Annotated in this window: 18 protein-coding genes and 2 pseudogenes; 9 read left to right on the top strand and 11 right to left on the bottom strand. The window is 74.9% G+C overall.

What is annotated here, in order from left to right; all coding sequences use genetic code 11:
- Nucleotides 1-35 precede the first annotated feature (35 nt).
- Nucleotides 36-1,169 (top strand): M24 family metallopeptidase, encoded by a 1,134-nt coding sequence (locus ACFYZS_RS17610; RefSeq protein ID WP_389012765.1) that lies wholly within the window; start codon nucleotides 36-38, stop codon nucleotides 1,167-1,169.
- Between the two features lie 18 nt (nucleotides 1,170-1,187).
- Here the strand turns inward: ACFYZS_RS17610 and ACFYZS_RS17605 are convergent, their stop codons facing one another.
- Both ACFYZS_RS17605 and treZ read right to left on the bottom strand, forming a co-directional pair.
- Nucleotides 1,188-1,964 carry a class I SAM-dependent methyltransferase gene (locus ACFYZS_RS17605; protein WP_389012762.1) on the bottom strand — a complete coding sequence of 259 codons (777 nt, stop codon included), beginning with the start codon at nucleotides 1,962-1,964 and terminating at the stop codon, nucleotides 1,188-1,190.
- An 11-nt stretch (nucleotides 1,965-1,975) separates the two neighbouring features.
- Entirely contained in the window at nucleotides 1,976-3,730 is a 1,755-nt protein-coding gene (treZ, locus tag ACFYZS_RS17600) for a malto-oligosyltrehalose trehalohydrolase (protein ID WP_389012759.1), read from the bottom strand.
- A 112-nt stretch (nucleotides 3,731-3,842) separates the two neighbouring features.
- On the opposite strand from treZ, the gene ACFYZS_RS17595 reads away from it, so the two are divergent.
- Both ACFYZS_RS17595 and ACFYZS_RS17590 read left to right on the top strand, forming a co-directional pair.
- Nucleotides 3,843-4,406, top strand: coding sequence for a DUF1707 and FHA domain-containing protein (locus ACFYZS_RS17595; protein ID WP_389012756.1), 564 nt, complete (start codon nucleotides 3,843-3,845; stop codon nucleotides 4,404-4,406).
- 84 nt (nucleotides 4,407-4,490) lie between these two features.
- Nucleotides 4,491-5,006 carry a GNAT family N-acetyltransferase gene (locus tag ACFYZS_RS17590; RefSeq protein ID WP_389012754.1) on the top strand — a complete coding sequence of 172 codons (516 nt, stop codon included), beginning with the start codon at nucleotides 4,491-4,493 and terminating at the stop codon, nucleotides 5,004-5,006.
- On the opposite strand, the gene ACFYZS_RS17585 is transcribed toward ACFYZS_RS17590, so the two are convergent.
- Together ACFYZS_RS17585 and treY are read right to left on the bottom strand one after the other, a co-directional pair.
- Complete coding sequence (locus ACFYZS_RS17585) at nucleotides 4,996-6,381, bottom strand: M14 family zinc carboxypeptidase (RefSeq protein ID WP_389012752.1); 1,386 nt, start codon at nucleotides 6,379-6,381, stop codon at nucleotides 4,996-4,998. The two genes, ACFYZS_RS17590 and ACFYZS_RS17585, sit on opposite strands and share 11 nt — an antisense overlap.
- A 117-nt stretch (nucleotides 6,382-6,498) precedes the next feature.
- Nucleotides 6,499-8,817 carry a malto-oligosyltrehalose synthase gene (treY, locus tag ACFYZS_RS17580; RefSeq protein WP_389012749.1) on the bottom strand — a complete coding sequence of 773 codons (2,319 nt, stop codon included), beginning with the start codon at nucleotides 8,815-8,817 and terminating at the stop codon, nucleotides 6,499-6,501.
- Between the two features lie 82 nt (nucleotides 8,818-8,899).
- Here treY and ACFYZS_RS17575 point away from each other — a divergent pair, with 82 nt between their 5' ends.
- Entirely contained in the window at nucleotides 8,900-10,282 is a 1,383-nt protein-coding gene (locus tag ACFYZS_RS17575; protein WP_389012747.1) for an MFS transporter, read from the top strand.
- On the opposite strand, the gene glgX is transcribed toward ACFYZS_RS17575, so the two are convergent.
- The gene (gene glgX, locus ACFYZS_RS17570; protein ID WP_389012744.1) at nucleotides 10,267-12,381 is read right to left on the bottom strand and encodes a glycogen debranching protein GlgX; all 2,115 of its coding nucleotides are present in this window, start codon (nucleotides 12,379-12,381) and stop codon (nucleotides 10,267-10,269) included. The two genes, ACFYZS_RS17575 and glgX, sit on opposite strands and share 16 nt — an antisense overlap.
- A 307-nt stretch (nucleotides 12,382-12,688) precedes the next feature.
- On the opposite strand from glgX, the gene ACFYZS_RS17565 reads away from it, so the two are divergent.
- Both ACFYZS_RS17565 and ACFYZS_RS17560 read left to right on the top strand, forming a co-directional pair.
- Nucleotides 12,689-13,987, top strand: coding sequence for an SAV2148 family HEPN domain-containing protein (locus tag ACFYZS_RS17565; protein WP_389012741.1), 1,299 nt, complete (start codon nucleotides 12,689-12,691; stop codon nucleotides 13,985-13,987).
- A gap of 72 nt (nucleotides 13,988-14,059) precedes the next feature.
- Nucleotides 14,060-14,812 carry a 3'-5' exonuclease gene (locus ACFYZS_RS17560; protein ID WP_389012738.1) on the top strand — a complete coding sequence of 251 codons (753 nt, stop codon included), beginning with the start codon at nucleotides 14,060-14,062 and terminating at the stop codon, nucleotides 14,810-14,812.
- A gap of 43 nt (nucleotides 14,813-14,855) precedes the next feature.
- Here ACFYZS_RS17560 and ACFYZS_RS17555 read toward each other — a convergent pair whose 3' ends face one another.
- On the bottom strand, nucleotides 14,856-15,491 hold the full coding sequence (locus ACFYZS_RS17555; protein ID WP_389012735.1) for a hypothetical protein: 636 nt from the start codon (nucleotides 15,489-15,491) through the stop codon (nucleotides 14,856-14,858).
- 23 nt (nucleotides 15,492-15,514) lie between these two features.
- Nucleotides 15,515-16,375: a phosphotransferase enzyme family protein gene (locus ACFYZS_RS17550; protein WP_389012731.1), complete on the bottom strand. Its 861-nt coding sequence runs from the start codon at nucleotides 16,373-16,375 to the stop codon at nucleotides 15,515-15,517.
- A gap of 78 nt (nucleotides 16,376-16,453) precedes the next feature.
- On the opposite strand from ACFYZS_RS17550, the pseudogene mgt reads away from it, so the two are divergent.
- Nucleotides 16,454-17,715: pseudogene (mgt, locus tag ACFYZS_RS17545) on the top strand (macrolide-inactivating glycosyltransferase).
- A complete protein-coding gene (locus ACFYZS_RS17540; RefSeq protein WP_389012728.1) occupies nucleotides 17,712-18,263 on the top strand; it encodes a DUF1697 domain-containing protein in 552 nt (183 codons plus the stop codon). The pseudogene mgt and the gene ACFYZS_RS17540 overlap by 4 nt, the downstream one beginning before the upstream one ends.
- 19 nt (nucleotides 18,264-18,282) lie before the next feature.
- Here ACFYZS_RS17540 and ACFYZS_RS17535 read toward each other — a convergent pair whose 3' ends face one another.
- Complete coding sequence (locus ACFYZS_RS17535) at nucleotides 18,283-19,131, bottom strand: aldo/keto reductase (protein ID WP_389012725.1); 849 nt, start codon at nucleotides 19,129-19,131, stop codon at nucleotides 18,283-18,285.
- A gap of 46 nt (nucleotides 19,132-19,177) precedes the next feature.
- On the opposite strand from ACFYZS_RS17535, the gene ACFYZS_RS17530 reads away from it, so the two are divergent.
- Nucleotides 19,178-20,188: a ketopantoate reductase family protein gene (locus ACFYZS_RS17530; RefSeq protein WP_389012722.1), complete on the top strand. Its 1,011-nt coding sequence runs from the start codon at nucleotides 19,178-19,180 to the stop codon at nucleotides 20,186-20,188.
- A gap of 10 nt (nucleotides 20,189-20,198) precedes the next feature.
- On the opposite strand, the gene ACFYZS_RS17525 is transcribed toward ACFYZS_RS17530, so the two are convergent.
- From ACFYZS_RS17525 to ACFYZS_RS17515, 3 genes and pseudogenes are all read right to left on the bottom strand, one after another.
- The gene (locus ACFYZS_RS17525; protein WP_389012719.1) at nucleotides 20,199-20,639 is read right to left on the bottom strand and encodes a hypothetical protein; all 441 of its coding nucleotides are present in this window, start codon (nucleotides 20,637-20,639) and stop codon (nucleotides 20,199-20,201) included.
- Nucleotides 20,640-20,751: 112 nt separating this feature from the next.
- Nucleotides 20,752-21,504 carry a sirohydrochlorin chelatase gene (locus tag ACFYZS_RS17520; RefSeq protein WP_389013444.1) on the bottom strand — a complete coding sequence of 251 codons (753 nt, stop codon included), beginning with the start codon at nucleotides 21,502-21,504 and terminating at the stop codon, nucleotides 20,752-20,754.
- A gap of 38 nt (nucleotides 21,505-21,542) precedes the next feature.
- Nucleotides 21,543-21,749, bottom strand: a pseudogene (locus ACFYZS_RS17515) (ABC transporter permease); the annotation flags it as partial.

The raw sequence follows: 21,749 nt of genomic DNA, 5'->3' as shown, positions 1-21,749 counted from the left end.
TCGCGCCCCGCCCGCGGCGGCGGGAGGATCGCCCCATGGACTTCGCACGCGACCTCGAACCCGATCCGTTCACGCACGCCGACTACGCCGCCCGGATGGCCGCCGCCGCGCAGAGCGCGGCCGACGCGGGCCTCGCGGGCCTGTTGATCGCCCCCGGCCCCGACCTCGCCCACCTCACCGGGTACCGGCCCGGCGACACCGAGCGGCTGACCCTGCTCGTGCTCGCCGCCGGGCAGGAGCCCGTACTCGTCGTGCCCGCCCTGGAGGCGCCCGACGCGGCCGAGGCCCCCGGGGCGCCCGCGCTGATCCTGCGCGACTGGGCCGACGGGAAGGACCCGTACGGGGTCGCCGCGCCGCTCCTCGACGCGGGCGGCCGGTTCGGGGTCAGCGACAACACCTGGGCCCTGCATCTGCTGGGCCTCCAGCGGAGGTTGGCGGGCACCTCCTACGCCCCGCTCACCGAGGTCCTGCCGATGCTCCGCGCGGTCAAGGACCCGCGGGAGCTGGAGCGGCTGGCGGCGGCCGGCGCCGCGGCCGACGCCGCGTACGCGCGGATCCTGGAGGTCCCGTTCGCCGGCCGGCGGGAGACCGACATCGCCGCCGACCTGGCCGCGCTGCTGCGCGAACACGGCCATTCCCAGGTGGACTTCACGGTCGTGGGCTCCGGCCCCAACGGGGCCAACCCGCACCACGAGGCCGGCGGCCGGACCATCGTGCACGGCGACATGGTGGTCCTCGACTTCGGCGGGCTCAAGGACGGCTACGGCTCCGACATCTCCCGCACCGTGCACGTCGGCGAGCCGAGCGCCGAGGAACAGCGCGTCCACGACATCGTCCGCGAGGCCCAGCGGGCCGCCTCCGCCGCCGTCCGCCCGGGCATCGCCTGCCAGGACGTGGACCGGGCGGCCCGCGCGGTGATCACCGAGTTCGGCTACGGCGACCGGTTCATCCACCGCACGGGCCACGGCATCGGCGTGACCACCCACGAGCCCCCGTACATGGTCGAGGGCGAGGAGCGGCCGCTGGTCCCCGGGATGTGCTTCTCCGTGGAGCCGGGCATCTACCTGCCGGGCCGCTTCGGAGTGCGCATCGAGGACATCGTGACGGTCACCGAGGACGGCGGCCGCAGCTTCAACAACGCACCGCGGGAGCTGGCCGTCGTCGAGTGAGGGCCGCGGCCCGGGCGGTCACGACTCCCCGGCGACGACCAGCCGGTAGCCGTAGTCCACGCTCTCCCGCCCGAGCAGGTGGGCGTGGCGCCGCTGCCAGGCCCCGGAGGCCAGGTCGGCGCGCAGCCGCTCCATCGCCGGCTCCACGACGGAGGGCGGCAGCGTCGCGAAGGTGGAGCTGGCCGCCCGTACGGCAGGGTCGAGATAGGCCTCCGGCCGCCGCCAGTGGGCGGACTGGAAACCGTCCGTGAAGTCGTGCGGGATCGGGAACGGCAGCACGGTGTGCGCGTCCATCGCCTGGACGACCTCGGCCAGGGGCGTGAACCGCGCCCCGTCCAGTTCCCGGATCTCCGGCAGGTATTCCTCCACCACCCACAGCTCCGGCCGGTGCTCCGGGTCCCAGGTGAAGACGGCCTGGCGGCGCGAGACCCGGCGCAGCTCGCGGAGCCCGCGGTGCGGATCGGGCCAGTGGTGGACGGTCAACACCGCCATGGCGGCGTCGAACGCGCCGTCCGCGAAGGGCAGTTCCTCCGCCCCCGCCTTCACCTTGCGCGGACCGGGATGCTGGTCGAGCATCACCTGGGAGGGGTCGACGGCGGTGACCTCGGCGTCCTCGGGTTCGTACGAGCCCGCTCCGGCGCCGACGTTGACGACCGTGCGCGCGCCGCCCAGCGCCTGCCGGATCAGCGCGCCCAGCCGGGGATCGGGCCGCCGTACGTTCTTGTAGCCGATCCCTATGCGGTCGTACGCCGCCGCGGGCTCCGGTCCGTCGCGTTCATCCCGTACCTGTTCCATGGAGGGGAAGGCTACGGCCCCAGTACGATCGCCGACTCGGCCGGGACGTGCACGCGGCCGTCCGGTCCCGGGTGCTCGGCCGGGTTCCAGGCCGCCAGCACGCGGACCCCGTTGCGGCCCAGGGCGATCGTCACCGGCTCGGGGGACAGGTTCACCGCCACCCGTACGTCGCCCCGCCGGAAGGTCACCCAGCGGCGCTCCTCGTCGTACGCCACGCGCACCGCCGCCAGGTCCGGATCGCGCAGGTCCGGGTGGGTGCGCCGGAGCGCGATCAGGGTCCGGTACCAGGCCAGCAGCCGGTCGTGCGGGGCGCGTTCCGGCTCCGACCAGTCCAGGCAGGAGCGGTCGCGGGTGGCCGGGTCCTGCGGGTCCGGGATCTCTTCGGCCTTCCAGCCGTGCGCCGCGAACTCCCGGCGCCGGCCGCTGCGCACGGCCTCGGCGAGCTCCGGGTCCGGATGGTCGGTGAAGTACTGCCACGGCGTGCCCGCGGCCCACTCCTCGCCCATGAACAGCATCGGTACGAACGGGCCGGTCAGCGCCAGCGCCGCACCGCACGCCAGCAGCCCGGGGGAGAGCGAGGCGGCGAGCCGGTCGCCGAGCGCCCGGTTGCCGATCTGGTCGTGGGTCTGCGTGTAGCCCAGGAACCGGTGCGCGGAGGTCCGCCGCCGGTCCACCGGGCGGCCGTGGCTGCGGCCCCGGAACGAGGACCAGGTCCCGTCGTGGAAGAACGCCCGGGTCATGGTCTTGGCCAGGGCGGCGAGCGGCGCGTCCGCGAAATCGGCGTAGTACGCCTGGGACTCGCCGGTCAGCGCACAGTGCAGGGCGTGGTGGAAGTCGTCGTTCCACTGCGCGTGCAGGCCCAGCCCCCCGGCCCCGCGCGGGGTCGTGGTGCGCGGATCGCACCGGTCGGACTCGGCGATCAGGAACAGCGGGCGCCCGGACTCGGCGGCGAGCTCGTCCACCGCCGCGGACAGCTCCTCCAGGAAGGTCAGGGCCCGCCCGTCGGCGAGCGCGTGCACGGCATCCAGCCGGAGCCCGTCGATCCGGTAGTCCCGCAGCCAGGCGAGGGCGCTGCCCAGCAGGTACGCGCGCACCTCGTCGGAGCCCGCCGCGTCCAGGTTGACCGCCGCGCCCCACGGGGTGTGGTGGGTGTCCGTGAAGTACGGGCCGAAGGCGGGGAGGTGGTTCCCGGAGGGGCCCAGGTGGTTGTGGACCACGTCCAGCACCACGCCGAGCCCGGCCGTGTGCGCCGCGTCCACGAACCGGGCCAGCCCGGCCGGGCCGCCGTACGGCTCGTGGACCGCCCACGGCGCGACCCCGTCGTACCCCCAGCCGTGCCGGCCGGGGAAGGAGCAGACCGGCATCAGCTCCACGTGCGTGATCCCGAGCGCGGTGAGGTGCCCGAGGCGCTCGGCGGCCGCGTCGAAGGTGCCCTCGGGGGTGAAGGTGCCGACGTGCAGCTCGTACAGGACCGCGTCCTGCAGCCGGGTGCCGGGCGACGGCGCCTGCGGGGCGAGCGGCTCGAAATCCACCACCGCCGAGAGGCCGTCGGGCCCGTCCGGCAGCCGCCGCCCGCGCGGGTCGGGCCGTACGGACTCCGCCCCGGGCGCCACGCCCAGCAGGAATCCGTACCGGTCCCCGTCGGCGGCCGGGGCCTCGGCGGTCCACCAGCCGGCCCGGTCCGGATCGCGGGCCATTTCGTACGTCGCCTCGCGGAGCCGCAGCGCGACCCGGTCTGTCTGCGGTGCCCACACCTCGAACTGCACGGACGGTTCCCCTCGTCTGCTGCGGTACCCGGAACGTGTGCCGGGACCATCATCGCGTGGACGGCCGGAGGAGTTCTGGACACTCCGGCCCTGACGGGCCGACAATCACCCTGTGACGTCGAGTTTCGAGTTCCCCGCCTTCCCGGTACCGCGCCTTTCGGACGCGGAGCGCGACCGGGCGCTGGAGCAGCTCCGCGAGGGTGCGGCCCTCGGGAAGCTGTCCCACGACACGTTCCTGCGACGTATGGAACTCGCCCTCGTCGCCCGCCGTTCCGAGGACCTCGCGGTCCTCACCGCCGACCTCGGCAGCCGCGGGGGCGGCGAAGGCCCGTGGACCCGCCGCGTCTTCGCCTGGGTGGGCCGGGCCTCGGCCGTGTCCGCCGGGGTCCGGCGCGCCTGGAACGCCGAGCGGCTGCCCAAGCTCCTGCTGCCGCACCCGAGCGCCCGCGCCCTGAGGATCGGCCGCGACCCCGGGAACGGGCTGCGGCTCACCGACGAGACGGTCTCCCGGGTCCACGCCGAGCTCGGGATGCGCGACGGGGTGTGGGTGCTCACGGACCTCGGCTCCTCCAACGGCACCACCGTCAACGGCCGCCGCGTGACCGGCTCGGTGGCGGTCCGGGACGGGGACCAGATCGGCTTCGGCCGGATGAACTTCCGGCTCTCGTCGAGCTAGCGGGTGTAGGCATGGGGGCCGTGTCGTTCGGACCGGGAAGGCCCCGTCGCCCCGCCCGTCGTGCCGGGGCCGAAGATGGTGCCCATGGAAGCTGAAGACCCCAAGGAACACCGGCCCGTCGTGCGCGCCGCGCGCCCCGAGGACCTGCCCCGCCTCGTCGAGCTCGTCCACGAGCACGTCGCGTACGAGAAGTCCGCGCCCCGGCCCCCGGACCTCGCCGACCGGCTCGGGCCGCAGCTGTTCGCGGACGGCGCCCGGCTGTGGGTGCTGCTGGCCGAGGCCCCGGACGGATCGGTCGCCGGATACGCCGCCTGCTCGGCCGAGTTCGCGTTCTGGGACGCCCGCCACTACCTCCACATGGACTGCCTCTACCTCGCCGAGGGGGCCCGCGGCCACGGCCTCGGCGCCGCCCTGATGGACGGGGTGGCGGACCTCGCCCGCGCGCTCGGCCTCGACCAGGTCCAGTGGCAGACCCCGGACTGGAACGAGGGCGCGATCCGCTTCTACGACCGGCTCGGGGCCGCCGGCGCGCCCAAGCGCCGCTACACCCTGTCCGTGCCGCCGCGGCCCGGGAAGGCCGCGGCGGCCGCTACGCACTGACCGTCCCGTCGGGTTCGGCCGGCCGGGCGGGCGCGCCGGCCCCCTGCGGTCCCTCCGCGACGAGGCGCTCGTACGCGGCCAGGACCGTACGGCTCTGGTGCTCGACCTGGGTGGCCACCGGGATCCGGCGCGCCCGGAACCGGGCGGCGAACTCCTCGCACCAGCCGGTGACGAGCCGGTCCAGCCCCGGGGCCGCCGGGTGCCCCTGGGCCCGGAGCACCCGCAGCAGCATCGCTGCGGCGCGCAGGGACAGCCGCCGCCCGAAGGCGTCGATGCTGGTGATGGCGGCCGCCGTGGCCTCGGCGGGGGCTCCGGGGCCGGTCCACTCCACGGTGATCCGGGGGATCAGCGCGAGCGTCCAGTCGACGGCGCGCAGCAGGGCGGCCGCATCGGCGTCCGCGCCGGGGACCGCACGCCCGCCGGGACCGGCGGCGGGACCCGCCGCCGGATCCGCGCCCGGATCCGGCGCCACCGGCACCCGGTCCCGTACGCGGGCCACCAGCGCGGCGTCGGCGGCGAGCCGCCCCGCCAGGATCCGCAGGGCGCCGCGCGGGTCCGGGTGCGGGGCGGGGTCGTCCACCAGGTCCGAGGCCCACATGGGGACTTCGACGATGGCCGTGGTGCCGGCGTACCGGTGGGCGTGGTACCAGGTGCTGAGCCGGGTGTCCTCCGGGTGGAACGCCCCGCCCGGTCCGGCCCCGGGCTGCGGCATCACGAAGATCCCGGGCCCGGGGGAGTGCCAGCCGGCCGCGTCCGAGGCTCCGGTCTCCACCGGGATCCGCAGCTCGGCGGCCGATTTGGCGAACGGCTCCGCCAGGCCGGGTATGTCCCGGGTGAGCTGGACCCAGGAGCCGCCGAGGTCCGTCCCGTGCAGGGAGACCTGCAGGAGGGGTCGCAGCTCGTCGATGAGGGAGGTCAGGACCCGGGTCTCGGGCGGCAGCCGGTCCGGGGGCAGTAAAGAGGGCGCCCACTCGGGCTGTTCCGGGCCGGGGGGACGGAAGAAGTTCCGGTGGTAGTCGAGCAGGGAGCGGGGGCGGGGCGTGCGGTGCAGGGCCGCCCCGTCGGGATCGGCGCAGAGCAGGAAGTGCCAGCCGCGGCCCGCGCGGAACGCCGGTTCGTGCAGGACGCGCCGGGCGAGGGCGAGGGCGGTGGCGCCGCCGACGGGCTCGTTGGCGTGGGCCCCGGCGACGACGAGCACGCACGCGCCGCTCGGGCCGCCGCCCGGCCCGACGGAGAGCAGCCACAGGGGCCGGCCGGCCCGGGAGGTGCCGGCCTGGCGGAGCCGGACCCGGCCGGGGTGCTCGTCCGCCAGGGCGCGGGCGGCCAGCGCGAGTTCGGATGGTGTGGGGTAGCAGATGTCACGGAGGAGGGTCACGTCTCATGCAATGCCCGCCGCGCACGCCCCCTACTGCTCCGCGCGCCCCACACTTCCCGGAAACCCCTGGCCAACGCCTTGCCGCGAGGGCCACCCGCATGATCCCCCGGACCCCCCTCAGCCGCCCCCGTCCTCGCGCAGCAGGAGGGCGACGGGCCGCGCCGAGAGCAGCTCCGCGAGCCGGACCTCGCCCTGGTACGCGGAGGAGCTCCCCTGCTCCAGCAGCGCCGTCCACCGCCCCGGCGGGAGGACCAGGACGGTGTCCCGCCAGCCCCCGGCCCCGGCCAGCCGGTGCGAGAGCCGGGTGGCCGCCGCGACGAGCCCGGCGGGGCGGGCGAAGGCCAGGCAGTGCTCCGCCGCCGCGCCCCGGGCCGCCAGCGCGGCGTACCCGGTGAACAGCTCGGGCCGGTCCCGCCGCAGCCGCAGCAGGGCGGCCGTCAGCTCCAGCTTCTCCTGCGCCTGCCCCCGCGGCGGCTCCCCGGCGTCCAGCCGGGCCAGTGCCTCGCGCGGGAAGAGGGCCGGGCGCCGGTTGTCGGGGTCGACCAGGGCCCGGTACTCCGTCTCGGCGCCCTGGTAGACCTCCGGGACCCCGGGCATCGCCAGGTGCAGCAGCGCCATGCCGAGCAGGTTCGCCCGGGCCGCCTCCGCCAGCCCGGCGGGCAGCTCCGGGTCGTCCGGTGCGTACCCCGCGACCGTGGCCTCGTACGCGGGGTCCTGGTCGGTCCAGCTCGTGTGCAGGGCCGCCTCGCGGACGGCCTTGAGGAGCGCCTGGCCGAGGCGCTCGGCGCGCTCGGGGACCGCCCCGAGGCCGAGCGCCGTCTGCCGGGCCACCCAGGCGAGTTGGGGATCGGGCCCGGCGGGCCGGCCCATCACCTCGGGGGCCTGGGAGAGGACCGAGATCCGGGCCCGCACGTCCGCGCTGCGCTTGGTGTCGTGCGTGGACAGCACCGTCCCGGAGCGGGGCCAGTCCCGGTCGAGCGCGGCGCAGTACGCGTGGAACTCGTGCGGCGGCAGGGCCGGTTGCCCCGGATCCCCGCCGACCTCCGTGGCCGACAGCAGCGGGGCGTGCCGGTAGAAGGCCCGGTCCTCCAGCGACTTGGCCCGCAGCGCCGCCGAGGTCTGGGCGAAGCGCGCCGCGAAGGCCGGATCGCCCAGCACGAGGTCCCGTACGCCGGCCACCGGGCCCGGACCGGCCGGAGCGGCGGCCTCCGCCAGGGCCTGCCGGTCGAGCTCCGGCTCCCCCGGGTAGGGCCGGTAGACGGGATAGGCGATCAACAACTCCCGGACGCCCTGGGCGAGTCCCGGACCGGCGGCCCGCTCCAGTGCCGCCAGCTCGGCCGCCAGGTCTCCGGTCAGCACCTCCCGCGCGCACGCCCGGGCCGTCTGCTCCCACTCCGGGCTTCCGGTGAACTCCGCGTACCGGCGGGCCAGTTCCGCGGCCCCCGCCGGATCGGTGAACACCCCGTCCACCCGGCTCAGGGCGTCGTACCCGGTGGTCCCCGCCACCGGCCAGCCGGGCGGCAGCCGTTCGTGGCGGGCCAGGATCTTCTCCACCACCACCCAGCATCCGTCGCCCACGGCCGCCCGCAGCCGCCGCAGGTACCCCTCGGGGTCCGCCAGCCCGTCGACGTGGTCGATCCGCAGCCCCTCGGCCACCCCGTCCCGCACCAGCTCCAGCACCTTCGCGTGGGTGGCCGCGAACACCTGCGGATCCTCCACCCGGACCCCGATCAGCTCCGCGATGGTGAAGAACCGGCGGTAGTTGAGCTCCGTGCGGGCCGCGCGCCACCAGGCGGGCCGGTACCACTGGGCGGCCAGCAGCTCGGCGGGCGCCAGCCCGGCGGTCCCCTCCCGCAGCGGGAACTCCAGCTCGCCGTGGCGCAGCAGGCCGCGGTCCCGGTCGATCGTGAACGCGTCCGGCTCGGGCGGGCCCGGGAGCACCGGCAGCAGCACCTGTCCGCCGCCCGCCTCCCAGTCGATGTCGAACCAGCGTGCGTACGGGGAGTCCGGGCCGTCGCGCAGCACCTCCCACAGGGGGCCGTTCAGCCGCAGCGGGGCCGGCACCGCCATGTGGTTCGGGACGATGTCCAGCACCAGGCCGAGCCCGTGACCCCGGGCGGTCGCGGCCAGCGCGCGCAGTCCGGCCTCGCCGCCGAGCTCGGCCCGCACCCGGGTGTGGTCGGTGACGTCGTACCCGTGCGCCGAGCCGGGGACGGCCTCCAGCACCGGCGACAGGTGCAGGTGTGACACCCCGAGCGAGGCGAGGTACGGTACGGCCTCCCCGGCCGACGAGAAGGGGAACTCCGGCCGGAGCTGGAGGCGGTACGTCGACCGCGGGCCGGGAGCCGGTGCGGGTGTCGGGGCCGCGGATGTCGCCTGAGTGACGGCTGTCAGAACATCAGATTCCGTTTGGATGCGCGCATACGGCTGGCTCATGAGAACGTACGTACCCACCTTCCCGGATTCCGTGCCATTACCCAATGCATCCGGGTGACTCCACCGGGTTAGCGTTGATCAAGTGGCCGGAACCGTCAACACCTATCGAAGAGTCATCGCCCTGACCGGGCCCCTCCTCCCGCTCCTCTCCTTCCTCGCGCGACTGCCCGTCGCGATGTCCCAGTTCGGGAGCGTGCTGCTGGTCGCCGAGACCAGCGGCTCGCTCGCCACCGCCGGCATCGTCGGCGGCACCCTCTCCGCCGGGCAGGTGGTCTTCGGGCCCGTCCTGGGCCGGCTCGCCGACCGGTACGGGCAGCGGCCCGTGGTGCTGGCGGCCGCGGCCGTCAACGCCGTCGCCACGGGGGCCCTGGTCGCGGGGGCCCTCGGCGGGCTCGCGACCGCCCCGCTCGCCGCGATCGGCGCCGTCACCGGGGCCTCCGTACCGCTGATCGGGCCGCTCGCCCGTACCCGCTCCGTGGCCCTCGCCCACCGCGCCGAGGCCGACGAGGGGGTGGTGGGCGCCGTCCACTCGCTCGAAGGCACCCTGGACGAGGTCTCCTTCGTCTTCGGGCCGGCCCTCGTCGGACTCGCCGCGCTGGTCGCGCACCCCGCGATCGCCCTCGGCGGGGCCGCCGCCCTCGTCGCCGTCTTCGGCACCGCCTTCGCCCTGCACCCCACCGCCGCCGTCACGGCCGGGGCGGGCCCGAAGGCGGGCCGCGAGGAGGAAGCCGGGGCCGGTGCCGGTGCCGGTGCCGGTGCCGAGGCCGGGGCGGGCGCCGGCGCCGGCGCGGCCCGCCGCTCCGCCCGCCACCCGCGCGTCGTGTACGCCGTACGGGGCTCCCTGCTCCTCCAGGGCGCCATGTTCGGCGCCTGCCAGGCCGGAATAGCCGCCCTTACCGCTCGTCTGGGCGTCCCCGGCCAGGCGGGCATCGTGTACGCCGCGATGGGCGTGGTCAGCGCCGCCGTGGGCCTCGCGCTCGGCGCGCTGCCCGCCCGCATCGGGCTGCGGGTGCGCTGGCGGGCGGCGACCGCCGCCGCGCTGGTGCTCTCCGTACCGCTGCTCTTCACCGACGCCCTGTGGCCGCTGTACGCGGTCGTCACGGTGCTCGGGGCCGCGTACGCCCCGCACCTGATCACCGCGTTCGCACTCACCGAGCGGGTCGTGGAGCCCGCCCGGCTCGCCGAGTCCATGGCCTTCGCCGCCAGCTCGCTCGTGGCCGGGCAGGCCGCCGCGCTCGCCGCCTCCGGGCGGCTCGCCGAGTGGTACGGGCCCGCCGGGGCCTTCGCGGTCGCCGTCGGGGCGGCCGCGCTGTCCCTCGTCCTCGCCCTCGCGACCCGCGTGCCGGCCGCCCGCGCGCACCCCGCAGCGCCGAAGGTGTTCATCCCGGCGCAGCAGACCGGCTCCCCGCGGGAGCCGGGCCCCGCGCGGGGGGCCGCGTCCGGCTCCTCCTACGCCGGGCGCTGAAGCACCACCAGGCACCGCCCCGTCAGCGCCACCCGGTCCCCGGCCGCGTACTGCGGTCCGGTTCCGGGTGGCAGTACGTCCGCCCGCGCCGTGTCCACGACCAGCCGCCACTGCGCGCCGTGCCCGGCCGGAATCGTGAACTCCTGCGGATCGGCGCCCGCGTTGAACATCAGCAGGAACGAGTCGTCGGTGATCCGCTCCCCGCGCGAGCCCGGCTCGGAGATCGCCTCCCCGTTGAGGAACACCGTCAACGAGCGCGCGTGCTGCGCCTGCCAGTCGCGGGCCCGCATCGGCTCCCCGTGCGGGGTGAACCAGGCGATGTCGGAGAGCTCGTCGTCGGTCCCCTCCACCGGCCGGCCGTGGAAGAACCGGCGCCGCCGGAACACCGGGTGGTCGCGCCGCAGCCACACCATCCGCCGGGTGAACTCCAGCAGGGCGGGGGCCGGTTTGCCCGGCTCCGGCCAGTTCACCCACGACAGGTCGTTGTCCTGGCAGTACGCGTTGTTGTTGCCGCCCTGCGTGCGGGCGAACTCGTCTCCGTGGCTGAGCATCGGCACGCCCTGCGAAAGCATCAGCGTGGCCGTGAAGTTGCGCATCTGGCGCTCGCGCAGCTCCAGGACCTCCGGGTCCTCCGTGGGTCCCTCCACCCCGCAGTTCCAGGACCGGTTGTGGGTCTCGCCGTCCCGGTTCCCCTCGCGGTTCGCCTCGTTGTGCTTCTCGTCGTACGAGACGAGGTCGTGCAGGGTGAATCCGTCGTGGCAGGTGGTGAAGTTGATGGAGGCCAGCGGGCGCCGGCCGTCGTCCTGGTACAGGTCGGAGGAGCCGGTCAGCCGTCCCGCGAACTCCGCGAGGGTGCGCGGCTGCCCGCGCCACAAGTCCCGTACGGTGTCGCGGTACTTGCCGTTCCACTCGGTCCACAGCGGCGGGAAGTTCCCCACCTGGTAGCCGCCCTCGCCCAGGTCCCAGGGCTCCGCGATCAGCTTCACCTGGCTCACCACCGGATCCTGCTGGACCAGGTCGAAGAACGAGGACAGCCGGTCCACCTCGTGGAACTGCCGGGCGAGGGTGGCGGCGAGGTCGAAGCGGAAGCCGTCCACGTGCATCTCGGTGACCCAGTAGCGCAGCGAGTCCATGATCAGCTGGAGCACGTGCGGGGAGCGCATCAGCAGCGAGTTCCCGGTCCCCGTGGTGTCCATGTAGTGCCGGGGATCGTCCGTGAGGCGGTAGTACGAGGCGTTGTCGAGCCCGCGGAAGGACAGCGTCGGGCCCAGGTGGTTGCCCTCCGCGGTGTGGTTGTAGACCACGTCGAGGATGACCTCGATCCCCGCCTCGTGCAGGGCCCGCACCGCCGATTTGAACTCCAGCACCTGCTGGCCGCGGTCGCCGGAGGCGTAGCGGTTGTGCGGGGCGAAGAAGCCGATCGTGTTGTAGCCCCAGTAGTTGCTGAGCCCGTCGTCGACCAGCCGGTGGTCGTTGACGTACTGGTGTACGGGCATCAGCTCCAGCGCCGTCACCCCCAGCTTGGTGAGGTGCCCGATGACCGCCGGATGGGCGAGGGCCCCGTACGTGCCGCGCAGCTCCTCGGGCAGGTCGGGATGACGCATGGTCAGCCCTTTGACGTGCGCCTCGTACAGCACGGTGTGGTGGTACTCGTGGCGCGGCGGGCGGTCGTTGGCCCAGTCGAAGTACGGATTCACCACGACCGAACTCATCGTGTGCGGGGCCGAGTCGAGGTCGTTGCGCGAATCGGGCCGGCCGAAGTGGTAGCCGTACACCTCCTCGCCCCAGTCGACGCTCCCGGCGATGGCCCGCGCGTACGGGTCCAGCAGCAGTTTCGCCGCGTTGCAGCGCTGCCCGCGCTCGGGCTCGTACGGGCCGTGCACGCGGAAGCCGTAGCGCTGCCCGGGCATCACTCCGGGCAGGTAGGCGTGGCGTACGAAGGCGTCGGTCTCGCGCAGTTCGACCGCCGTCTCCGAGCCGTCGTCGTGGAGGAGGCACAGCTCGATGCGTCGGGCGGCCTCGGAATAGACCGCGAAGTTGGTGCCGGCGCCGTCGTACGTGGCACCGAGCGGATACGCCTGTCCCGGCCAGACCTGCATGGATTCGGCTCTTCCCCTCGTTCCCCCGGCTGGCGGGCTGATGTCTCGGTGCCGATCCGGCGTGGACCGCGTCTGTTCCAGATCTTCCCCGAAAGTGGGCCCGCACGCGGGGACTTGGGATGCTCCTACCGGGTGACCCGGAGAGCTGATATGCGGGTCAGCGGACTATGCGGGCATCCGATAATGGGTCAACGGAGCACCCGGGTAAGGCCCGTCGCACCCCATCGGGCTGCATCGGGCGCCGAGCTCGGAGTACCCTTCCGTGATCACTGGAGACGGGCGTCCAGACGCAGAAGGCGGTGCACGGGTGAGCTCGGGAGGTCTGGAGCTGCCCCCTGGTGACAGCGGTCACGAGGGCGGCCCGGCGGACGCCCCAGGAGGTGCACCCGGTGGTGCGCCCGGCGGGGTGTCCGGCGGCGTGCCGACGGGGGTGCCGGCCGGGGCGGTGTCGCTGGCCCCGACGGCGGCCGGGAGTGTGCGGGCCGGGGCCGAGCTGGACTGGGGCGCGGACGCGTGGAGCGAGGTCCGCACCCGCGCGCAGCGGGCCGGCCGTGCGTACATCTGGCTGAATCTGATCGAGCAGCGGCTGCGCGCCGTCGTCGGCGCCGTGCTGCGCCCGATCTACGAGCCCGTGCACGGAGGGGACGACTGGGTGGTCGCGGCCGCCGGGCCCGCCGGGCAGGAGTGGGTGCAGCGGGCCGTCGCGGTCCGCGAGGTCAGCCGTCGCAAGGGCTACCTGCTGGACCCGGCCGACGACAACGTGCTGAGCTTCCTGACGCTCCCGCAGCTGCGGGAGCTCATGGTCCAGCACTGGCCCTGCTTCGAGCCGTACTTCGACGACCGGCGGGAGATCGAGCTCGCGCTCGACGAGCTGGAGGTCACCCGCAACGTGGTCTCCCGCAACCGGGCCCTGTCGCGGGCGGTGCTGGAGCAGGCCGAGCGGGCCTCCGCGCGGCTGCTGGAGGTACTGGGCGGCGGCGCGGGCTCCCCGGGCGCGGACCGGCTGCCCATCGACGCCGTCGAGGACCTGGTGGGCGACCGGTACGCGGACGTCATCTCGGTCCACCCGGACCGGGTGCGGCTGCAGCGGCAGCTCCCCGCGGAGGACCTGTTCGGGGGCGCGCGGCGGCTCGACGCCATCGGCATAGGGCTCAACCTGCTGGTGCAGAACTTCTCGGGCCGAAGACTCGTGCGCCTGACCGAGGCCGGCTGCCGGGTCCGGCTGCTCTTCCTGAACCCGGCCAGCAGCGCCGTGAAGCGGCGCGAGCGGGAGCTCGGCCTGCGCAAGGGCGAGCTGAGCCGCTCGGTGGAGATGAACATCCTGCACGTGCGCCGGGTGCGGGCGGGGCTGCGGGACCCCTCGCGGTTCGAGATCCACGTCTTCGACGAGACGCCCCGCTTCACCGCGTACCTGGTGGAGGGGGAGACCTCGGGCATCGCCGTGGTGCAGTCGTACCTGCGCCGGGCGCGCGGCATGGAGGCGCCGGTGCTGGTCCTGCGGGGCGGCGGCGCCCGCGGCCCGGCACGGGACGCGGAGCACGGGCTGTTCCCGACGTACCGCGAGGAATTCGAGTCGATCTGGGAGGACTCCCGCCCGGTGTCCTGACTGTCAGTGCCCCGTGGCAGGCTGAAAGTCACAGACCGAAGGTGCACGGGGAGTGCGGGGGAGGGGCGCGGCATGGGGGACTGGCACGGCGGTGTGCTGATCGGATTCGACCTGGAGACGACCGGTACGGAGCCGGTGGAATCGCGGATCGTGACGGCGGCGCTGGTCGAGGTGCGGGCGGGCGAGGTGTGCGGGCGGCGCGGCTGGCTCGCGGATCCCGGGATACCGATCCCCGAGGAGACCTCGGCGATCCACGGGATCAGCACGGAGCGGGCGGTGGCCGACGGCCGGCCGGCGCGGGAGGTCGCGGACGAGGTGGCGCAGGCGCTGGTGGAGCACTGGCGCCGGGGCGCGGTGGTCGTCGCGTACAACGCGGCCTTCGACCTGTCCCTGTTGACGGCCGAGCTCGCCCGGCACGGACTGCCCTCGCTGGCCGACCGGCTGGGCGGGCCGGGGGCGGCCCCGGCGCAGCCCGGGGGAGGGACGGGGCCCGTGGTGGACCCGCTGACCATCGACCGGGCCGTGGACCGCTACCGGCGCGGCAAGCGGACGCTGGAGGCGGTGTGCGGGGTGTACGGGGTCACCCTGGACTCCGCGCACGACGCCGGCGCGGACGCGCTGGCCGCCGTGCAGGTGGCCCGTGCGATAGCCGCCCGTCACCCGGAGGTGGCGGCGCTCACCCCGGCCGCCCTGCACGCCCGCCAGGGCGCCTGGCACGAGCGCTGGGCCCGCGACTTCCAGTCCTACCTCCGCCGCCAGGGCACCCCGGACGCGGTGATCGACCCCAACTGGCCGCTGCGCACCGCCCTCCCGGCGACGGCCTGACCCGAGGGGCGTGCCGGGCCGGGCAGGACCTTGGGGACACGCCCTACGGCGGCCACTCATCGCGGTACTCGATGTGCAGGTCGCGGTCGGCGGGATCGCAGTCCACGCTCCGGCAGTAGTGCCTGCCCCCGTGGTTGAACACCCGGCCGGGGCCCGTGCGGGCGAGGTCGGCGAACCGCCCGGCGGCCTCCCGGAAAGTCCTGGCGCTGCCGGTCATGAACAGCGTCTCGCTGTGGATGGCCTGGCGGAACCGGTCCCGGTCCTCCCGGTGGTACCGCGCGGATGCGTGCGGCTCCGCGTCGGGACCGGGGCAGGGCAGCTCCACGGTGCGGGGGCGGCCGGGTCCGAGCCGGCCGCGCAGCTCCTTCCACCGGGAGGGGGCGAACTGCAGGGAGTGGTGCAGCAGGACGAGGTCGAGCGCGCGCCGCGCGCCCGTGTCCCGCGGTTCGCCCGCCGGCGCGGCGTTGGCCCGCAGCGGCAGGTGGACCAGCGACCGGGGAGAGGTGGCCGCCAGGGCCCACAGCCCCGCGGTGGTCCGTGCGGCTTCCCGGTCGAACCAGCCGTTCACGTACCAGGGGTCGTCGACGAGCAGGGCGTGGACCGGGGTCCGGGCCGGGCGGATGACCTTGAACTCCGCCGCGCCCAGGCGGGCGGTGTGGATCGTGGTGTGCAGTTTCATGTGCCGTCTTTGGTACGGCATTCCTAGAAGGCGTGCCAGCGGGTTTCCGGGTCGGCGTCGCGCAGGGAGGCGACCCGGCGGCGGAATTCGGCCAGGGCCTTCGGGTTGGCCGGGGCGTGCTGGGCCACCCAGGCGCAGCTGGCCGTCTCGCGGGCGCCGCGCAGGACCGCGCAGCCCTCCCAGTCGCGTACGTCCCAGCCGTACGCCGCCACGAAGTCCTCGTACGACCGCGCCGGCAGGCCGTACCGGTCGCGGGAGAGGGCCATCACCACCAGGTCGTGCTCGCGCAGGTCGGCCGAGACGGTCTCCAGGTCCACCAGGACCGGACCGTCCGGGCCCACGTGGACGTTGCGGGGCAGGGCGTCGCCGTGGATCGGGCCCGGCGGGAGGTGCGGGGCGAGCGCGGCCACCTCGCCGGCGTAGGCGTCGCGCCGGGCCCGCAGGTAGGCGGCGTCGGCCGGGTCGACCGCCTCGCCCGCGAGCCGGAGCCAGCGCTCGACCCCGCCCAGCAGGTCCCGCGCGGGCAGCGCGAACGGCGCCGCGGGGAGGGCGTGGACCTGCCGCAGCAGCGCCGCCAGGTCCTCGGGGCCGGCCGGGCGGACCGGGTCGGGGAGGCGGTGCCACACCGTCACCGGGTGCCCCGCCGCCAGTCGCGCCTTCGGCTCCGCCGCGCGGACCGCCGGGACCCCGGCCGCTTCGAGCCAGGCCGCCACCGCGAGCTCCCGCTCGGCCCGCCCCAGCAGCGCCGCCTCCCGGCCGACCTTCACCACCAGCTCGCCCACCGCGAACACCGCGTTCTCGCCGAGCGCCAGCAGCGTGGCCGGGCCGGCCGGCCCCGTCAGGCCCGCCGCCGTCAGTACGTCCCTGGCCTGCGCCTCGTCCATGCCGTGTCTCTCCGGATCCGGATCTTCGTGGATCCGCCCAGTCTCGCACCCCGCCCCGTGCGCGGCCGGAAAACCGCGTTGCACGAGACGTATCGTCTCGTTAGCCTCGGTGCATGACCTCAGCCAAGCCCGCGCACATCGCCATGTTCTCCATCGCCGCCCACGGGCACGTGAACCCGAGCATCGAAGTGATCCGGGAACTCGTCGCCCGCGGCCACCGCGTCAGCTACGCCATCCCCGCCTCCTTCGCCGGGAAGGTCGCGCAGACCGGGGCCGTGCCGGTGATCTGGAACTCCATCCTCCCCACCGACGACGAGCCCGAGGCCTGGGGGACCGAGCTCATCGACAACATCGAGCCGTTCCTGGAGGACGCCGTCCAGGCCCTGCCGCAGCTGGCGGCGGCCTTCGAGGGCGACGAGCCCGACCTCGTCCTCCACGACATCACCTCCTACCCGGCGCGCGTCCTCGCCCACCGCTGGGGCGTGCCCGCCGTCTCCCTCTCCCCGAACCTGGTCGCCTGGACCGGGTACGAGGAGGAGGTCGGCGAGCCGATGACGGCCGGACTGCGCGCCTCCGAGCGCGGGCGGGCGTACTACGCCCGCTTCCGGGCCTGGCTCGACGAGAACGGCATCGATGAGGACAGCGACCTTTTCGTCGGCCGGCCGCGCCGCAGCATCGTGCTCATCCCGCGCGCCCTCCAGCCGCACGCCGACCGCGTCGACGAGACCGTCCACACCTTCGTCGGCGCCTGCCAGGGCGACCGCAGCGCCGCCCAGGGCACCTGGGCGCGCCCGGCCGCGGCCGCCGGCAAGAAGGTGCTGCTCGTCTCCCTCGGCTCCACCTTCACCCGGCAGCCCGCCTTCTACCGCGCCTGCGTCGAGGCCTTCGGGGACCTCCCCGACTGGCACGTCGTCCTCCAGATCGGCAGGTTCACCGACGAGGCCGAGCTCGGCGCCGTCCCCGCCAACGTGGAGGTCCACCGCTGGGTTCCGCAGCTGGACATCCTGCGCCAGGCCGACGCCTTCATCACCCACGCGGGCGCCGGCGGCAGCCAGGAGGGCCTCGCCACCGGCACCCCGATGGTCGCCGTCCCCCAGGCCGTCGACCAGTTCGGCAACGCCGACATGCTCCAAGGGCTCGGCGTGGCCCGCCACCTCCCCAGGGAGGAGGCCGACGCCCGCACCCTGCGGGAGGCCGTCCTCGCACTCGTCGCGGACCCCGAGGTCGCCGCCCGCGCCGAGGCCGTCCGCGCACGGATGGCCACCGAGGGCGGTACGCGAAGGGCCGCGGACCTCATCGAGGCCGAACTGTCGGTACCCCGTCCTATCGTTCGGTCATGACCACGAAGAAGTACGCCGCCCTGCTGCGCGGGATCAATGTCGGCGGGGCCAAGAAGGTCCCGATGGCCGAGCTGCGCGAGGTCCTGGCGGGCCTCGGCCTCACCGGAGTCCAGACGTACCTCCAGAGCGGCAACGCCGTCTTCGCGAGCCCCGAGAAGGACCCGGCCGCCCTGGCCCGCGAGCTGGAGCGGGCCGTCGAGGCCCGCTTCGGCTTCGCGGTGGCCTGCCTGGTGGTCGACGGGGAGTACCTGCGCGCCGTCGTCGAGGCCTGCCCCTTCCCGGCCGCCGAACTGGAGGGCAGGCAGCTGCACGCCACCTTCCTCTCCGCGCAGCCCGGCGAGGAGCGGTTCGCCCCGATCGACGGTCCCTCGTACCTCCCGGAGGAGTACCGGGTCGGCGACCGGGTGGTCTACCTCTACGCTCCGGACGGCCTCGGCCGCTCCAAGCTGGGCGAGGCCCTCCACAAGCCCGCCGTCCTCAAGGGCATCGACGCGACGACCCGCAACTGGAACACCGTCGCCAAACTCGTGGAGCTGACGGCAGACTGACGGGCGCGACGGCGCCGGGCTACCGGCCGAGCGCGTCCAGTACGGACATCTCCCGCGGCGTCAGCCGGACGGTCGCCGCGTCCAGGTTCTCGGCGAGGTGGACCAAGGACCCGGTCCCCGGCGTCGGGCACAGCACCGGAGACCGGTGCAGCAGCCAGGCCAGCGCGATCTGCCCCGGCCCCGCCCGGTGCTCGGCGGCCACGGCGGCCACCGCCGCCGCGCTCTCGCGCGCCAGGGCCCCGCTGCCCAGCGGGTAGTGCGGGAGGAAGGCGATCCCCCGCGCCTCGCACAGCGCGAGCACCTCCGCCGAGGACCGGTCCATCAGGTTGTACGGGTTCTGCACGGCGGCCACCGGGACCACCTCCAGCGCCTGCCGGAGCTGCTCGGCGGTCACCGTGTCCAGGCCGATGTGCCGGATCTTGCCCTCCGCCCGCAACGCGGCCAGCGCGCCCAGCTGTTCCGCCACCGGGACCGCCGGGTCGAAGCGGTGCAGCTGGTAGAGGCCGATGCTCTCCACCCGCAGCCGGCGCAGGCTCGCCTCGCACATCGCCCGCAGCTGCTCGGGCCGCCCCGCGGCGTGCCACCGGTCGGGGCCGGTGCGCACCACCCCGCCCTTCGTCGCGATGACGAGCCGCTCCCCGTACGGGTGCAGGGCCTCGGCGATCAGCTCCTCGGCCAGGTCGGGGCCGTAGTTGTCGGCGGTGTCGATGAGCGTGACACCGCGCTCGACGGCGGTGAGCAGCAGCGTCCGGGCCTCGGCGCGGCTGCCGCGCGGACCCCAGTAGCCGGGGCCGACCAGGCCGCCCGTACCGAGGCCGAGCCGCCGCACCGGGAGTTCTCCGCCGATAAGGAACACGTCGTCCACCATGCCCCCGACGGTAACGCAGGGCGCCGGATGTGCCAGGCTCCGGACCATGCGTTACATCATCATCGGCGCCGGGGCGATCGGCGCGACCATCGGCGGACGGCTGGCGGAGACGGGCGCCGAGGCGGTCCTCGTCGCGCGCGGCCCGCACGCGCAGGCCCTCACGGCGGACGGGCTGCGGCTCACCACGGCGGACGGGGCCCGGGTGCACCGGATCCCGGTGGTCACGGGACCGGAGGAGCTGGGTGAACTGCGGCCCGACGACGTCCTGTTGCTGACCGTGAAGACCCAGGACGCGATCGCCGCGCTCGACGCGTGGGGCGACGCGGAGGTGGCGGGCGGCGGTACGGCGGCGCAGCGGCTGCCGGTGCTGTGCGCCCAGAACGGGGTGGAGAGCGAGCGGCTGGCGCTGCGCCGCTTCGCCCGCGTGTACGGGGTCTGCGTCTGGCTGCCCGCCACCTTCCTGGAGCCGGGCGTGGTCTCCGCGCTGTGCGCGCCGCTCACGGGCATCCTGCACATCGGGCTGGCGGCCGGCGGAGCGGACGCCCGGGCCCGGCGGATCGCGGCCGACCTGGAGAAGTCCGGCTTCGAGGCGCCGGTCGTCGAGGACGTGATGCGGTGGAAGTACGCGAAGCTGCTGGGGAACCTGGGCAACGCGGTCCAGGCGACGACGGGACCCGAACCGCACCCGGCGAAGGCCGCCCTGCTGCTGCGCGCGCAGCGGGAGGGACGGGCGGTGCTCGGGGCGGCGGGGATCGCCTACGCCTCCGACGCGGAACAGGCGGCGGCCCGGGACGGCAAGGTCGCCCAGCCCCCGGGCGTACGGGGCGGCTCCTCCTGGCAGTCCCTGCGCCGGGGCACCGGCTCCATCGAGGCGGACTACCTCAACGGCGAGATCTCCCTGCTGGGCCGCCTCCACGGGGTCCCGACCCCGGTGAACGACACCCTGCGCCACGCGGCGAACATCTTCGCCCGCGAAGGCCTTCCGCCGGGCGCGATGAGCATCGAGGACCTGACGGCCCTGGCCGACGAGGCGGCGGCCAGGGCCGACACGGCCTAGCGGCGGTGCGTCAGAAGGTGCGGTCGCTGCGCCAGGTGGCCTGGCTGGACGGGTTGTTCAGGTCGACGGTGATGCCGGAGAGCCGGCGGTCCGGGCCGAGGGAGCCCGTGTAACGGCCCTTGGGCCCGTGGTTCCACTGGACGACGAAGTAGATGTCGTTCCCGGTGACGGAGCCCTCCTGCACGGTCCCCACGGTGTTCCCGGACGACGTGGATCCGAAGAGGTTCCCGCTGCCGTCCTGCCGCAGGTCCACCCGCACGGTGGCGTTGCTCTGGTAGATGGTCCAGACGCCTGTGGCGTTGAACCCGGCCGCCCTGACCTCCCGCACCGCACTCGGCGCACCGGAGGGGGCGGCGTTCGCGGGGGCGGTGAGACCCGCCCCCGCGGCGGACAGGATCAGGGCGGCGGCGGACGTGGCGAGGAGCTTGCGCGTACGGCGTGACATGGACATCAGCCCTCCAGGGGCGGCCAGGACGATCGATCCCGTTGTGTGATGCACGGAACCTCGCGGCTGGACTACCCGTGATCCACCGTCCCGAGCCCTTGGTTCACTCGAACGGGAATCAGGCCGCGGCGAGGAGGGGCGCGCTGCGCGGGGCCGTGTCGTAGCGGCGCAGCAGCAGGCGGGCCAGTTCGGGGGCCGCGCCGAGGACGCCGGACACCAGGTCCGCCCCGGCGGCTTCCGCACCCGCGGCGATGCGGTCCGGCAGGCGCCCGGGGGCGATGACGTACGGGGCCACCGCCACCCGGCGGACGCCCTCGGCGCGCAGGGCCCGTACGGCGTCCTCCGTACGGGGCAGGCAGGCGGAGGCGAACGCAGGCCGCACGGCGCACCAACCGGTGTGCCGCCACTCCCGCGCGATTTCAGCGATCACTGCGATCGCCTCCGGGTCGGAGGAACCGGCGGACGCGAGCACCACACCGGTGGTGGCCCGGTCCGCCGGGTCGAGGCCCGCTTCCGCGAGGCGGCGCTCCAGGGCGCCGACCAGCAGCGGGGACGGGCCGAGGACGTCCGCGATCCGGACCGAGAGGTCCGGCATGCGGGAGGTGGCCTCGGCCAGCACCGCGGGTATGTCGGACTTCGCGTGGAACGCCCGGGTCAGGAGCAGCGGGAGGGCCACCACCTCCCGTACGCCGGACCGGTACAGGGCGGAGGTCACCTGCGCCACCGTCGGGGTGTCGAAGTCCAGGAACGCCGTCTCCACCCGCAGCCCCGGCCGCAGCGCCCGCACCCGCCGGGTGAGGGCGTGCACGGTCGCCGCGTGCCGCGGGTCGCGGCTGCCGTGGGCGATGACGAGCAGGACGGGGGCGCTCACCGGTGCGGGGGCGCGGAAGAGGGGAAGCATGGCGCGGCTCAGCTCTTGACCAGGAGGCCGCGGGTGCGCAGGACCCGGCGTTCGATGGGGCTGAAGATGAGGAGGTCGATGGCGATGCCGACGACGAGGATGAGGAGGATGGCGAGGAACACGCCGGGGAGGTCGATGTTGTTGCGGCCGTTTTCGAGGAGTTGGCCGAGTCCGAGTCCGAGGTCGGGGGAGCTGGCGATGATTTCGGCGGCCAT

The organism is Streptomyces sp. NPDC001903, from assembly GCF_042891345.1.
In the GTDB taxonomy this organism is placed as follows: domain Bacteria; phylum Actinomycetota; class Actinomycetes; order Streptomycetales; family Streptomycetaceae; genus Streptomyces.
Note: the sequence above shows the minus strand (reverse complement) of the source record. Positions and strands in the feature narration are given on the sequence as shown.